At 63.8% G+C, this 14,099-nt stretch carries 15 protein-coding genes; 6 read left to right on the top strand and 9 right to left on the bottom strand.

Annotation, left to right across the window (positions count from 1 at the left end; translation table 11 throughout):
• Positions 1 to 25: 25 nt before the first annotated feature.
• The 6 genes from FR728_RS00930 to FR728_RS00905 form a co-directional block, all read right to left on the bottom strand.
• Positions 26 to 1,312: a CpaE/TadZ family protein gene (locus FR728_RS00930; protein ID WP_149890787.1), complete on the bottom strand. Its 1,287-nt coding sequence runs from the start codon at positions 1,310 to 1,312 to the stop codon at positions 26 to 28.
• 26 nt (positions 1,313 to 1,338) lie between these two features.
• Positions 1,339 to 2,058, bottom strand: coding sequence for a CpaD family pilus assembly protein (locus tag FR728_RS00925; RefSeq protein ID WP_149890786.1), 720 nt, complete (start codon positions 2,056 to 2,058; stop codon positions 1,339 to 1,341).
• Between the two features lie 10 nt (positions 2,059 to 2,068).
• On the bottom strand, positions 2,069 to 3,493 hold the full coding sequence (locus tag FR728_RS00920; RefSeq protein ID WP_149890785.1) for a type II and III secretion system protein family protein: 1,425 nt from the start codon (positions 3,491 to 3,493) through the stop codon (positions 2,069 to 2,071).
• A 17-nt stretch (positions 3,494 to 3,510) separates the two neighbouring features.
• Complete coding sequence (gene cpaB / locus FR728_RS00915; RefSeq protein WP_149890784.1) at positions 3,511 to 4,287, bottom strand: Flp pilus assembly protein CpaB; 777 nt, start codon at positions 4,285 to 4,287, stop codon at positions 3,511 to 3,513.
• Between the two features lie 282 nt (positions 4,288 to 4,569).
• The gene (locus tag FR728_RS00910; RefSeq protein ID WP_244304344.1) at positions 4,570 to 5,091 is read right to left on the bottom strand and encodes an A24 family peptidase; all 522 of its coding nucleotides are present in this window, start codon (positions 5,089 to 5,091) and stop codon (positions 4,570 to 4,572) included.
• Positions 5,092 to 5,276: 185 nt separating this feature from the next.
• The gene (locus FR728_RS00905) at positions 5,277 to 5,453 is read right to left on the bottom strand and encodes a Flp family type IVb pilin (RefSeq protein ID WP_149890782.1); all 177 of its coding nucleotides are present in this window, start codon (positions 5,451 to 5,453) and stop codon (positions 5,277 to 5,279) included.
• 570 nt (positions 5,454 to 6,023) lie between these two features.
• On the opposite strand from FR728_RS00905, the gene FR728_RS00900 reads away from it, so the two are divergent.
• The 5 genes from FR728_RS00900 (at position 6,024) to FR728_RS00880 (ending at position 10,361) form a co-directional block, all read left to right on the top strand.
• A complete protein-coding gene (locus FR728_RS00900) occupies positions 6,024 to 6,470 on the top strand; it encodes a pilus assembly protein N-terminal domain-containing protein (RefSeq protein ID WP_188318751.1) in 447 nt (148 codons plus the stop codon).
• A 14-nt stretch (positions 6,471 to 6,484) separates the two neighbouring features.
• A complete protein-coding gene (locus tag FR728_RS00895; protein WP_149890780.1) occupies positions 6,485 to 7,078 on the top strand; it encodes a TadE/TadG family type IV pilus assembly protein in 594 nt (197 codons plus the stop codon).
• Positions 7,072 to 7,638: a TadE/TadG family type IV pilus assembly protein gene (locus FR728_RS00890; protein ID WP_149890779.1), complete on the top strand. Its 567-nt coding sequence runs from the start codon at positions 7,072 to 7,074 to the stop codon at positions 7,636 to 7,638. Before FR728_RS00895 ends, FR728_RS00890 begins: the two co-directional genes overlap by 7 nt.
• A 132-nt stretch (positions 7,639 to 7,770) precedes the next feature.
• Positions 7,771 to 9,186, top strand: coding sequence for a bifunctional enoyl-CoA hydratase/phosphate acetyltransferase (locus tag FR728_RS00885; protein ID WP_149892134.1), 1,416 nt, complete (start codon positions 7,771 to 7,773; stop codon positions 9,184 to 9,186).
• A complete protein-coding gene (locus tag FR728_RS00880; protein WP_149890778.1) occupies positions 9,186 to 10,361 on the top strand; it encodes an acetate/propionate family kinase in 1,176 nt (391 codons plus the stop codon). The genes FR728_RS00885 and FR728_RS00880 overlap by 1 nt, the downstream gene beginning before the upstream one ends.
• 6 nt (positions 10,362 to 10,367) lie before the next feature.
• Here FR728_RS00880 and FR728_RS00875 read toward each other — a convergent pair whose 3' ends face one another.
• A complete protein-coding gene (locus tag FR728_RS00875; RefSeq protein ID WP_188318750.1) occupies positions 10,368 to 11,213 on the bottom strand; it encodes a phosphate/phosphite/phosphonate ABC transporter substrate-binding protein in 846 nt (281 codons plus the stop codon).
• Positions 11,214 to 11,331: 118 nt separating this feature from the next.
• Here FR728_RS00875 and FR728_RS00870 point away from each other — a divergent pair, with 118 nt between their 5' ends.
• The gene (locus FR728_RS00870; RefSeq protein ID WP_149890776.1) at positions 11,332 to 11,961 is read left to right on the top strand and encodes an HAD family hydrolase; all 630 of its coding nucleotides are present in this window, start codon (positions 11,332 to 11,334) and stop codon (positions 11,959 to 11,961) included.
• A 21-nt stretch (positions 11,962 to 11,982) separates the two neighbouring features.
• Here the strand turns inward: FR728_RS00870 and FR728_RS00865 are convergent, their stop codons facing one another.
• Both FR728_RS00865 and FR728_RS00860 read right to left on the bottom strand, forming a co-directional pair.
• Entirely contained in the window at positions 11,983 to 13,035 is a 1,053-nt protein-coding gene (locus tag FR728_RS00865; RefSeq protein WP_149890775.1) for a histone deacetylase family protein, read from the bottom strand.
• 28 nt (positions 13,036 to 13,063) lie between these two features.
• Positions 13,064 to 14,062: an aldose epimerase family protein gene (locus FR728_RS00860; protein ID WP_149890774.1), complete on the bottom strand. Its 999-nt coding sequence runs from the start codon at positions 14,060 to 14,062 to the stop codon at positions 13,064 to 13,066.
• Between the last annotated feature and the right edge of the window lie 37 nt (positions 14,063 to 14,099).

The following is a 14,099-nucleotide window of genomic DNA, read 5'->3' as shown; positions in this document are numbered from 1 at the left end:
TGTGTGCCGTGTTACGCGTGTGCCCTCAGGCAGACCTGCGGGTGAGTTTAGACAGAAGACCCTTGAGCGCAGTGCGCTTGACCTTGTTCACGTCGCTGCGTCCGGAGACGAGCGTCGCCAGTTCGCCGAACATGTCGGCCACCGGATGCTTCGCATCGACTTCCGCGATCATCTGGCCGTTGTTTGCCGCCGTTCCGAAGAGCTGCGGATCGAAGGGAATGGAGAGCTGGGCCTTGAGACCAAGGGCCGTGGCGAATTCCTCCGGCTTGATCTCCGGCCGCTTGGCCATGTTCGTGCGGTTGAGCACGAGATGGGGCGGCGCATCGTTGGGGCGCAGCTGGCGCAGGCTGTCGATCACGTTCTTCGCATTGCGCAGGTTCGCCAGATCCGGCTCGGCCACCACGACGATGTCGTCGGCATGGGTGAGAATCTGGCGGGTCCAGCCGTTCCAGCAATGGGGCACGTCGAGCACGATGGTCGGCGTGGCAGCGCGCATCACGTCCATGAGGCCGTCGAAGGCGCTTTCGCTGAAGTCATAGGCGCGTTCGAGGGTTGCGGGCGCCGCCAGAAGGGTCAGATGCTCCGAGCATTTGGCCATGATGCGGTCGAGATAGGTCTCGTCCAGACGCTCCGGGGACGACACGGCCTCGAAGACCCCCTGCAGCGGATCCTGATTGTAGTCCAGCCCGGCGGTGCCGAAGGGCAGGTCCAGGTCGGCGACCGTCACCTCGTTGCGGTAGTTGCGCGCCAGGGCCCAGGCGCAATTGTGCGCGATGGTGGAGGCCCCGCAGCCGCCCTTCACACCGAAGAACGCAATGGTCCGTCCCAGCGGTTCGGCACCCGGCTCGCCATAGAGCTCGCCGATGGCCGCAATGAACTGGAAGAGATCGATCGGCGCGACGAGATATTCGCTGATGCCCTTGGCCATCAACTCCCGGTACAGGCTGACATCGTTGATCTGGCCGATCACGATAACCTTGGTGCCAGCGTCGCAATATTCGGCGAGCTGGTCGAGCTCGTCCACCAGCCGCTGCCGGTCCTCGCCGGCCTCGAGAACGATGAGATTGGGGGTCGGCGCCTGCGCGTAATGCTCGATGGCTGCCGGCAGACCGCCCTGGTGGACCTTCACATGGGCCTTCTGCATACGCCGGTCTTCCGACGCGCTTTCGATGGCGCGCATGGTCCGGTCGTCCAGGCAGAAGCACTGCACCGAGATGCGCGGGACCGCGCGAATGTTGGACGCGCCCTCGGGCACCTCCGCCGGACGGTCGGCATAAGCCTGGTAGGATCCGCTTCCGAAGGGGTCAGACATGGGATTCTCGCTGCTCATCTGCCTTATCATTCCGATACTTGCGCGCCGACACCTTCGGTGTACTGGCTCGAGGTTCCGGTGCCTGCCCGATAGCCCTTGTAGATGATGGCGCGACGCTGCTGGTCGGCCGGGGTCTCAGCCCGCGGCGCCAGGAGATCGGCAGGGTTCTCGACCATGGCCGCCAGGTTCGCCTGCGTGGCGCACCCGAAGTTGTGGTAGTCCTTGTTGACGTTCACGCCGCCGCCGATGTTCTCCGGCCAGTTGCCGCAGGGCCCGGCAACGGCCTTGACCCGGGCATAGGCGAGACGGATCGGCGCATCCGCGTTTGCATCCTCGACCGCATAGGTGCTCAGCATCTGAGCCCCCTGCCCGACGCCGCCCTGGGCGAGTGCCCGGCGGATCTGCGGGGTGAGCGCATGGACCGCCATCTCGTTGGCAGCACCAGAGGGCACGAGGATCTCGACCCGGCCGTTGCCCTTGGCGCGGGCTTCCTTCGCAAAGCCCTCGACGCTGCCCTGAAGGGCGCCGCCAAGCGTGCGGGTGGAGTAGCCGACCGGCAGATCCAGGGTTTCCATGGTTTCAGCCAGGACAATCGGGTGGCGCAAGCGATAGTCGTTGTCGACAAGCACCTGACTGGTCGCCGTGGCTTCTTCCGTGGTCTTGCAGGCGGCAAGGCTGCCGAGCGCCAGTCCGGCAAGGGCCAGCCGCGAGAGGCGGCCGAGGCGAGAGGACTTCTTCGTTCTCATGTTCCGCTCCTCACTTGTAGATGAAGCCGACCTGGCCGTGATAGGTGCCGGCAGGTGCCGCACCGGTGTTGAAGATCTTGTTCAGACGATTCAGGAAGACGTTCTCGCCATCGCTCGGCGGGATCAGGTTCTGGTCCGGACGGGTCATGGCCGAAGCCTTGGCGGGCGACACCGTGTAAGGGGTCACGAAGACCACCAGTTCGGTCTGCTCGCGCAGGAAGTCGCGGCTCTTGAACAGGGTGCCGAGGATCGGCACCTGCATCAGGCCCGGAACGCCGCTGACCGCCTGCTGATAGGATTCCTTCAGAAGACCTGCCATCACCAAGGTGCCGCCGGACGGGAGCTCGATGGTCGATTCGGCGCGACGCACCTTCAGGGCCGGAATGGAGATGATGGACAGGGTCACCGCGCCATCGCTTGACAGCTCGCTGACCTCGGTCTTGACGCGCAGGTTGATCCGTCCCCCGGACATGACCACCGGGGTGAAATCGAGCCCCACACCGAACTTCTTGAATTCGACGCCGATCTTGTCGTTGTCCTGGGACACGGGGATCGGGAACTCGCCGCCGGCGAGGAAGCTGGCGTTTTCGCCGGAAATCGCGGTCAGGGTCGGTTCGGCCAGGGTGCGGATCACGCCTTCGCGCTGGAGAGCCTCGACGGAGGCACTCAGGCTGGCGTCGCCGGAGAGGAACCCGCCGGCGGCAACCGCCTGGTTCACCACATCCGGGTTCACGGTGAAGGCGGTCGAGTTGTTGAAGCCGGCGGTGAAGTTGCCGATGCCCACGGTGCCCGACAGGTTCATGCCGAGCTGCTTGACGACCGAACGGTCGACTTCGGCCACCGTCACCTTCAGGAGCACCTGATCGGAACCGGAGACCTCGATCATGTTGAGCACGGTGCTGGCATCCACCGTAGTTCCGCTGAAGCGCGCGGCGAGATCGGCGGCACGCTGGGCGTCGGCCGTGTTCGCGGCCTGACCGGACAGGATCAGGTTGCCGTTAATGGATTCGGCCGTGATGTTCGAATTCGGGATGGCGCGGCGCAGAAGACGGGTCAGGTCGGAGGTGTCCGGTTCGACGCGCAGGTCGAAGCTGGCGAGTTCGCGGCCGCTGCGGGCGAAGAGGACCAGGTTCGCCTGACCGGCGGCCTTGCCCAGGATGAAGACCCGGTGGCTGCTGCGCACGACGGCATCGGCGACGGCCGGGTTGGACACCAGAACGTCCGCCACTTCGTCGGACAGATCGACGACCACGGAGCGGCCGATGCCGACCGGCAGCAGACGATCACTTGCCTGCTCACCGGATGCGATGTGGATCTGTTTCGGGAAGCCGGATTCGGCCCGCGCTCCGGTGGGCAGGAACGCCGCCATCATGACGGCCGCCAGGGCCCATGTGCCGAGCAGCAGCAGACAGGCCTTGATGTCCTTGCGCCTCATAACTGTTCTCAAACCGATCATTGACCCGTCGCCTGCGTTGTCACACCGTATTTCACCATGTTCACGCCTCCCTTGCGCTGCGGTTCGGGCGCCTCGTTGTCCGAGGAGTCCTCCACGCTGCGCAGGGCGAGATCGATGGTGCCGAGTTTCTGGGCCTGGGCGACCACTTCCGCCTGCTGCGGGGTCAGCTCCAGGGTGGCGGTCCGCTTCGGCGCAAGGGTCTTCTGCTCCTTTTCGCCGGCGGTCACCGTGTCGATGGCGAGAACGCGGATGTTCTCGAGAATGGTCTCGCTGCGGACCGAACCGCCGCTTTCACGCCCGCTGCGGGTGAGGATCAGATCCACCTTGTCGCCGGGCAGGATGAAGCCGCCCGCCGTGGTCTCTGCCTCGACGCCGACGGCGATCGCGCGCTTGCCCTTTGGCAGCATGGCGGCCATGAAGCCCTGATCCGTATCGACGAGACGTTCCACCCGGATCGGGTCACCGTCATAGATCTGCGCCTTGGCCAGCTGGCCAACATAGGATTCACGGCCCTTGGGGCTGCGGGTCTTGGTGACCGCGCCCTTCGGCACCGCTTCCACCGGCCAGGGGGCCCACTTGAGATCCGCCGAGCTGAGCTTGGTGCCGAGAGCAATGTCACGGGCAGCAACGAGCACTTCCTCCCGAGTGACCTCGGCGGCGTCTGGCAGCATGGATTGCTGCGGCGCTGGCGTTCCGGTGTTCATGACCAGTCGGGCGGCGATCAGACCGGCCCCGAGGGCGACACCGAGAACGAGAAGTCGGGCGTACTTCATCACTTGCTTCCACATGTCCGAGGGGCGCACAAAGCGCCTTTACTGGCCAGTGTGGGGTGGAAATGGTCAAAACATGGTTAATCATCCATGATTGGAATTGGTTAACGTCTTTTAACCTGAATGATTATTTGATTAATGGGTGCGAAATCCTCAGCGGTAATCGCAAGGACGGGAAACATTTCACCCGGAAATCGGGGCCGAATTGTACGGAGGGCCGGGAAACCGTCGTGCCTCGCAATTCGGGAATCCTGTCGGCTGCCGCAAGGGTCGGTGCCCTGCGCCTTACAGAACGCCGAGAGCGGGGAACCAGACAGACCGGGAAAACGCCTGAAGACCGGCTGCGGCCAGAGCAATTCCGTAAGGGATGCCTGTGGAGGTGTCATGCAGCTTGAGCAGCCAGGACTGGCCGTGAAGGGCCCGGGGCAGAACCGGGAACGCCTTGCGGCCGATCAGGATGACCAGGGTGAGCAGGCCGCCGTAGATCGCGACCAGGAAGCCGAACTGCAGCAGCGGATCGCCCCAGCCGAGCCAGAGGCCGATGACGGCAGCCAGCTTTGCATCGCCTCCGCCCATCCAGCCCAGCGCGAAGAGCGTGAAGCAGACGACCAGAAGGGTGGTTCCCGCCAGCGCATGCCAGCCCCAGCCGGTCAGCGGCAGGCCGATGAGCAGAGCCGCGACAAGAAAGACGGCCCCGAGCCCGAGCACCAGGCGATTGGGAATTGTCATGGTGAGGAGGTCACTGACCGCAGCCAGGATGAGCCCGAGAGGGAAGAGGGCGACGACGCCCGCCAGCAAGAGATCCACCTGTCCGCACCCCATGGCTTTGGCTCGACCGATGGGCGGACATTGTAAACAGAGGGTTTAAGAACCCCTTAAAGACGCGAGGGGCTGAAACGCAGAAAGCGGGCCCAGGGGCCCGCTTCCGGAAAGTCCTCCCGGCAGCCGACCCGTCACGGGGCGGCTGCGAGGGACTGGCGTCTGGTCCGCGCTTACTGAGCGGCGGAGGACAGGCCGGCGTCGATCTTGCCGAAGATCGAGTTCAGGTTACCACCCATGGTGCCCAGAACGGTGATGATGGCAACAGCCAGGAGACCTGCGATCAGGCCATATTCGATTGCGGTTGCGCCAGACTCATCCTTGGCGAAACGGGCGAGAAGATTGGTCATCTGTTTGCTCCTAGTATTCCACTTGTATTTGACAGCTTCAGGTTCGCCGGATCTGTGCTCGACCGTTCGAACGAGCTCAACCTAGGGCCTGCCGAGTTTCGAAGTGGTTAAATGAGGGCGCCAAATCAAAGATAATCTCGCTAAAAATACCTATGGTTAACAGATCGCATACTTAAATTTTTGGTAAATATATATTTTGCATTTTATCCTTCTGCGTATTTCCGAAAAATAATTTTCATAAGATTTTAGAAATACACGATTATGGGAAGTTTTTTCTTTCCAGTATTTGACATTTCTCCACGCCCCAAGTCATGCACCCGTCGATTAAGCATTCTCGAAATCACGTTTCAGAAATCGATCTTGGCGTGAGTGGCATGCCCCGTCCGGCACAATACTGATCCGCTACTCTCAGATGACGTGAAGAAAAGGCTCCCGAGCCCCCCGTTCTTTCTGAAATGCCGTTAGCGCTTCATTCACCAAGATCTCCGTAAATGGGCCTACGCCGTCCTTCAAATGGAGTAAGTCATGGGTACCGGAGCAAAATTCACGTTCAGGTTGGTCTTGTCCGCCATGCTTACGCTGCCTGCCCTCGCGGTTTCCGCCGAAGAGCGCGACGATACGGTCTATGTCTCCGTCGATCGCGCCAAGGTGTTCCGCATCGACGAGGAAGCCAGCACGATCATTGTCGGCAATCCCCTGATCGCAGATGTCTCCATTCAGGACCGGACCACCCTTGTCGTCACCGGCAAGGCCTATGGCTCGACCAACCTGATCATTCTGGACGAGAAGAACGAGCCCATCATCGATGAGCTTATTGTCGTCCAGTATGCCGAAGACAATACGGTGACCGTGACGCGCAGCTCGACCCGCGAGACCTATTCCTGCACGCCGATCTGCAACCCGACCCTGCGCACCGGCGACAGCAAAGACTTCTTCGGGGATCTGCAGGGACAGACCAGCGGACTTGCGGAACTCTCGGCCGCAGCAGCAGGGATGGCCCCGTCCAAGGCCAACTGAAGGAACCGGCATTCATGACGGATGCGAATGCAAGACAGGAAAACAGAGGCCGCGCCCCGCAACGGGGCAGCGCGCGCGTCTTCCTGTTGCGCAAGCTCCGTCTCTTCCGGCGTGACCGCGACGGCGTGGCTGCCATCGAGTTTGCTGCCATCGCCCTGCCCTTCTTCATGATTCTTTTTGGCCTGGTGGAATTCGGCCTCGCCTTCTTCGTCAACCGCATCCTCGATTTCGCGGCTCTGGAGACCACACGCCAGATCCGCACCGGACAGGCCATGCAATCGGGCATGACCAAGGACCAGTTCATGGCCATGGTCTGCGAGAAGATGACGACGGTGCTCTGCGACGAAACACGGCTGACCGTGGATGTTCAGACCTTTGACGACTTCGCAAGCCTGGCGAATGTGGACAGTCTTCTGGACGAAGACGGGAATGTTATCCCCAGCACCTCCTTCCAGATCGGGGGCGCGAGCGACATCGTGATTGCCCGCCTGATCTACAAGTGGCCGATGTTTACCTCCATCCTCGGCACCGACAGCGGAGATTCCGGCGACATGTACCGGAAGCTTTACACCACGGTCGTCTTCCGCAACGAGCCCTTCCCATGGTGAGCGCTGCCGCCCGCATCCTTCGCTCTTTTGCCCGTGGCTCTGCCGGGGTCGCAGCGGTGGAGTTTGCCCTCGTGCTGCCGTTCCTCATGCTGCTGCTCGTCGGCATGGCCGAGTTCACGACGGCCCTGAACCAGAAGCAGAAGGTGTCCCAGACCGCGCGCTCCGTCGCCGATCTGATCGCCCAGGCCGAGATCGTTACCGACAATGACATCGAGGACGTTGTCTATGCGGCCGAACAGATCATGCAGCCCTATACGGACGGCACGCTGAACGTCATCATCGCAAGCGTCACCTTCGACGGGGACGGAAACCCGGCCGTCGACTGGAGCCGGGAGCGGGATGGCTCCGCCCCCTGGCCGGCCGGTGCCGCGCCGCCTCTGGATATCCCGGATGAAATCCGGTTTCCCAACACCTCGCTCGTGATCGGCTATGCGGTCTCCACCTATACGCCGGCCTATGCGGGGCTGACCGACTACCTGATGCCCTATCTGTCGGCTGTGAACCTGACCGACGTCTATTTCCTGCGGCCACGGCTGACCTCCACCGTCGTCCTGCAATGATTGGGCAAGGCTGTGCGAGACACATGATTTGATCTGTGTCCTTGCGCCGTCATGCGGCCCGTCTACTCTCGTCCCCTGACATGCTGCGAAGCAGCATTCGCGATAAATCGCAGGCGTTCGACAGGGGACATGATGGCCAGCAACGTGACATTCGACCAGATCGAGGTGGGGGCGACCGCAGACCTCACCCGCGTCTGCTCCACCAACGATCTCGTGGTCTTTGCCCATGCCTCGGGCAACCGGAACCCGCTTCACCTGCCCAACAGCGACTTTTCCGGCAGCGACGACGGAAAGCCGCCCGTCGCGCCCGCCATGTGGGTCGGCGCGCTGATCTCCTCCGTTCTCGGCAACATCCTTCCCGGACCGGGCACGATCTACAAGGCACAGACCCTCACCTTCCACGACCGGGTGCGGCCGGGCGACTGCCTGACCATTCAGGTCAAGGCGCTGGAAAAGCGGGCGGGCGGCGTCGTGCGCTTCCGCACCACGGCGCAACTCGCCAATGGAACCCTGATCGCCGAGGGCGAGGCCGAGGTCGTCGCGCCCTCGTTACGCATCGAATATGACCCGAAGGACCTGCCGCCCCTGCTGGTGGAACGGCACCGCCACTTCAACCGGCTGGTGGCGCTGGCCAAGCGCCTGCCCAAGATGCCGACGGCTGTCGTGGCGCCGGACGATGCCAATTCGCTGGAAGGCGTCTATCTGGCCGCTGAGGCCGGGCTGATCGCCCCCATCCTCATCGGCGATCGGGGCCGCATCGAAAAAGCCGCCTCCGGGCTGGAGGGCGATCTTTCCCGCTTCGAACTGATCCAAGTGGAAGACGAGGGCGAGGCAGCGGCGCGGGCCGTGGCGCTGGTGCACGAAGGCCGAGTCCAGGCGCTGATGAAGGGCCACCTGCACACGGATGACCTGCTGAAGCATATCGTCAAGCGGGACGGCGGCCTGCGCACGAAACGGCGCATCAGCCATGTGTTCGTCATGGACATTCCCGGGCGAGAAACTCCGGTCGTGATTTCCGATGCGGCGATCAACATCGCGCCCGATCTGGCAACCAAGGTCGACATCACCCAGAACGCCATCGACGCGGCCCTGAGCCTCGGGCTCACCCTGCCGAAGGTCGGCATTCTCTCGGCCATCGAGACGGTGAACCCGGCCATCCCTTCAAGCCTCGACGCCGCCATCCTGTCCAAGATGGCCGAGCGGGGCCAGATCCACGGCGGTCTGGTGGACGGGCCGCTGGCCATGGACAATGCGATCGACGTGCAGGCCGCCCGCACCAAGGGCATCACCTCGCTGGTGGCCGGCCATGCGGAGGTGCTCATCACCCCCAATCTGGAAGCCGGCAACATGCTGGCCAAGGAGCTGACCTTCATCGCCCATGCGGAAGCCGCCGGGCTGGTGGTGGGCGCCAAGGTGCCGGTCATGCTGACCAGCCGGGCCGACGACGCGCGAGCCCGCCTGGTGTCCTGCGCGCTTGCCATGCTTTACAGCCACTGGCAGCGCAATGGCGTGGCCGTGGAAGCCTTCGTGCCGGAAGAGGACTGCTGATGTCCGACGCCTCGATCCTCGTGCTCAATGCAGGCTCGTCCTCCATCAAGTTCAATCTCTTCGAGGGGGCTCGCCCGACCGTCGCCGGCCAGATTTCCGGTCTGGGGGCCCGTCCCCACATTACCGCGCACCATCTGGAAGGGGATTTCCGGGTCGAGAACCGGGATCTGGATGCACGCGAAGGGGCCAGCCACGAAAGCGCCCTTGCGACCTTCCTCGCCCTGCTCGACGAGTTTTCCCATGACACCCATGTGGATGCGATCGGCCACCGGGTGGTGCATGGCGGCCCTGCCTTCAGCGATCCGATGGTGATCGACGACGCGCTTCTGACCACGCTGGCCGCGTTCAACCCGCTGGCCCCCCTGCATCAGCCGCATAATCTGAGCGGGATCGAGGCCGCACGCGCCGCCTTCCCGGATGCACTGCAGGTGGCGTGTTTCGACACGGCATTTCACCGCTCCCACCCCTGGGTCAACGACACCTTCGCCCTGCCCCGGTCCTTCTATGCGGAAGGGGTGCGGCGCTATGGATTCCATGGCCTGTCCTACGAATATATCTGCGCCCATCTGCGCGAAGACCACCCCGACCATTATGCCGGCAGGCTGATCGTGGCCCATCTGGGCAACGGGTCGTCGATCTGCGCCATCCGCGACGGGGCGAGCATCGCCTCGACCATGGGCTTCACGGCGCTGGACGGACTGCCGATGGGCACCCGATGCGGACAGCTCGACCCGGGCGTCGTGCTCTATCTGATGAGCGAGAAGGGCCTGTCCGCCGATGCGATCTCCGATCTGCTCTACAAGGACAGCGGGTTGAAGGGTCTCTCCGGACTGACCCAGGACATGCGCGACCTGCTGGCGAGCGACAGTCCCGACGCGGCAGGTGCCATCGATTATTACGTGCACCGGGTGAAGCGCGAAGTGGGCGCCATGGCAGCCGCGCTCGGCGGGGTCGACACGATCGTCTTCACCGGCGGCATCGGCGAGCATGCGGCGGAGATCCGCCGGCGGATCTGCGATGACCTCGGCTGGCTCGGCGCGGATCTGGATCCGGAGGCCAATGCTGCCAGCGCGCAGGAATTCTCCCGCGCCGGGTCCCGGGTCTGTCTCATGCGGCTTGTAACCAACGAGGAAGAAATGATCCGCCGTCACACGGCCCGGCTTCTGGCCCGGTAGAGCAGGTCAGGGCTGGCCGGCCATCTCCACGAGCGGCTGGAAGTCGCTGGGCACGGCGGGCGCAAAGCCGCCCGTGAAATCCGGCTCCAGGGCGCGGGCCGCCTCCGGATCCCTCTCCGGCAGGTCAATCAGGGCCGCGGCCAGCCGTTGCCTGAGCTCCGGGGCGAGATCTGCGCGCACCACATGGGAGACGACGGGCAAGGTCGGTGACGCCCAGATCACCGCCAGACCGGCGAACCGGGCGGGATCCTTTACGGCGGCACCTCCTTGCGCAACGGCACGCCAGGCCGTGACCGCATCCAGCCGACCGGAGAGCACATCTTCCTCCCCGGTTGAGAGGGAAGATACGGTGACGATCTCGGCAAAATGCTCTTCCATGGTCCGCCCGGCCACGCGCAGCAGACGGAGGGGCACGGCGCGGGTCGCTAGTGCGCCCGGAGGACCGACGCCCACCCGCGCCCCGGCGAGACCTTCCAGCCCCGCGTCCACCTGTTCCGGACGCACGAGCAGCACCGACTGGATCCCGATCGTGCCGTCTCCCGGGCGGGCCAGAACCAGCGGCACGACACAGTCGCAAGCCGCCTGAAGCGCCGCATGGGCCGCCACCGAGAGGCGCGCCTGATCGATGCGCCCCCGACGAAGGGCCTCGGCGGTATGGGCCAGATCGGGAAAGAGGAACAGGTCGACCGGCCGGTCGATCGCCCCTTCCAGCCAGCGCCGATAGGGCTCGATCTCGTCGCGCGCCTGCGGGTTCTGACCGGTCGCAAGGCCGAGGCGGAAACGCTGGCCGGGCTCTTCGGCAAGAGCAGCAGGTGCAAGCGACGTCAGGGCAGCGAGCGGGAACGCCCTCATCAAAATGACGCAAAGGAGGAAGAGGATCCGGAGCGAATATGCCAGAGTGCATCCAGCGACTCTTGCGCCTCTCCTGCCCTCCCCCGGGTGTCCCGGGCTCTCCTGATCGGAACTGTCCATGTCCGCGCCTTCAGCCTCTCCCGTCCGCAATGTGGTCTTCGATGTGGGCAACGTGCTCATCGCCTGGGACCCGAACCATCTCTATAGCAGACTGATCCCGGATGCCGCCGAGCGCGAGCATTTTCTGACCCACGTGTGCAGCCCGGCCTGGAACCTGGAGCAAGACCGGGGCCGCAGCTGGGCAGAGGCCATCGACGAGCTGTCCGTGCAGCATCCGGAGAAGCGCGAGCTGATCGAGGCCTACAGCAGCGGCTGGCACGACATGGTTCCCGGCACAATTGCCGACACGGTTGTCCTGCTGGAAGACCTGAAGGCCGCCGAGGTGCCGCTCTATGCGATCACCAATTTCTCGGCGGAGAAATGGATCGAAGCGACCGGACGTTTCCCGTTTCTCGGGAACAGCTTCATCGACACGGTGGTGTCCGCCCATGAGCGGCTGCTGAAACCGGATCCGGCGATCTACCATGTGCTGCTGGAGCGCAATGGCCTCGTGGCGGAAGAATGCGTGTTCATCGACGACAGCCCGCGCAACGTGGAAGGCGCCCGCGCGGTGGGCATGCAGGCCATCCACTTCACCGGCCCGGCAAATTTAAGGGCAGCGCTCGCCGAGCTCGGAATCAGGGGCTGATGCGTTGGGATGCGCGCTGGCTCATGCCGCCAGTTCGCGCCGGGCTTCCTCGAAGGATTGCAGCACGTTCAGACAGTTGATGCCCAGGGTGGCCGTGGCATAGCCGCCTTCCATCAGGAAGATGGTGGGCACATTGAGGCGGGCGAGCCGCGCACCGAGACGCTTGAAGTCCTCGCTGGTCAGGCGGAAACCGCCGATCGGGTCCTCCTCGAAACAGTCGAGACCCAGCGAGACGACGAGATAGTCGGGGCGGTAGACGACCAGCCAGCGGCAGGCCTCCTCCAGCGCCGGCTCATAGCCGGTCCAGCCTGTGCCGTAGGGCAGAGGCCAGTTGCGGGTGAAGCCCGTTCCGGCCTGCTCGCCGGTCTCGTCCGCATGGCCCAGGAAGAAGGGATATTCCTGCCGCGGGTCCGCGTGAATGGAGAGGAAGAGCACGTCGGAGCGCTCGTAGAAGATCGACTGGGTGCCGTTGCCGTGGTGATAGTCGAGATCGAGGATCGCCACGCGACTGGCGCCATAGTCCCGCAGCCACTGGGCGGCGATGGCCGCATTGTTGAGGTAGCAGTAGCCACCGTAGAAATCGACTCCGGCATGATGCCCCGGCGGACGGCAGAGACCGAAGGCTGCCGGATGACCCTGTTCCAGAACGAGCTGGGCTGCGGTCAGCGCCGTGTCGGCAGAGGCTTTCGCCGCGGCGAAAGTGAACTCTCCGAGCGGTGTTCCCGCATCCATCGAATAGCGGCCGAGCAGACCGTCCACATGATCGGGCAGCGGCTCCTGGCGCAGGGAGCGGATCGGCCACACGAAGGGGAAGGCCTCTCCGTCCCGGCCGAGTTCCGTCCAGCGCTCCCAGAAGGTCTCCAGGAAGGAGATGTAGCTCTGGGAATGGACCCTGCGCAGGGCGCGGGGTCCGAACTCGAAGGGCGGCACCACGGAGCCGAAGCGCCGATCCCGGATCTGGGCCAGCACCGCTTCCGCGCGAGAGGGTGTCTCCACGGCCGCCTTTACCTGGCCGTCGGAAATCTCGTGAACGGGAGCGTGCCGGAGCTGGATCGAGGAAAAGACGGTCTGCAATGGATGCCCTATGGCTGAAGGAGAATCGCTACGAGAACCGGAACTCGGTCACGTGAGTATAGGTCTCTTCTGGCCGCAAAAGAACATTGGTGAAATTCGCGTGGTTGATGCTGTCGGGCCAACGCTGGGTCTCGAGGCACAAACCGGCATAGGCGCTATAGGGCTTGCCGAGGAGGCCGGGCACCGGAACCTCGATCTTGTAGCCGTCATAGAGCTGCACGCCCGGTTCAGTGGACCAGACTTCCATGCGCATGTCGCCTGCCGGGTCCTCAAGCGCCGCGACAAAGGCAACCTCGTCCCGCGGGGCATCCGACAGACAGAAATTGTGGTCGAAGATCACCCCTTCCTCGCCTGCCTTGCGGCGCAGCTTGCGGCCATCGCGGAAGTCGTAGGGGGTCCATTCCACCTTGCGGATCTCGCCGGTCGGCAGGAACTCGTCGGACACCGGAAGATAGGCGTCGGCGGCGATCTCCAGGGAATGATCGAGGATCGTGTCACTGCCATCCAGATTGAAATAGGCGTGCTGGGTCACGTTGACGATGGTCGGCTTCGTCGTCGTTGCGGTGAACTTCACCCGCACGGCGCCGGAGCCGGTAAGCGTGTAGCGGCAGAGCAGTTCCACCTCGCCCGGATAGCCTTCCTCGCCATCGGCCGAGACGTATTTGAGCAGGACGCTGGCCTTGTCGTGCTGTTCGAGGGTCCAATTGCGGGTGCCGAAGCCGGTTGCCCCGCCATGGAGCTGGTGCTTGCCGTCCTGATTAATGCCGAGTTGATAGTCGGTGCCGTCGATGGTCATGCGCGCATTGGCGATGCGGTTGGCGCAACGCCCCGGCACGGCGCCGAAATAAGGCGAATGGTCGAGATAGCTCTGCAGATCATCGAAACCGAGCACCACCGTGCGGCCATTGACCTTCAGGTCGCGGATGATCGCGCCATAGGTCAGCACCTTGGCTTCCAGCGCGCCCTTCTTCAGGGTGACTTCCTGCACGACGCTGCCATCCGGCAGGGTTCCGAACTCGCGGATCATGGACATTCCTCCAGACTTGTTCTTGTCACGAAAGGCG

Source organism: Roseibium aestuarii (genome assembly GCF_008477545.1).
Lineage (GTDB): Bacteria > Pseudomonadota > Alphaproteobacteria > Rhizobiales > Stappiaceae > Roseibium > Roseibium aestuarii.
This window is presented reverse-complemented; position numbering and strand designations above follow the sequence as displayed.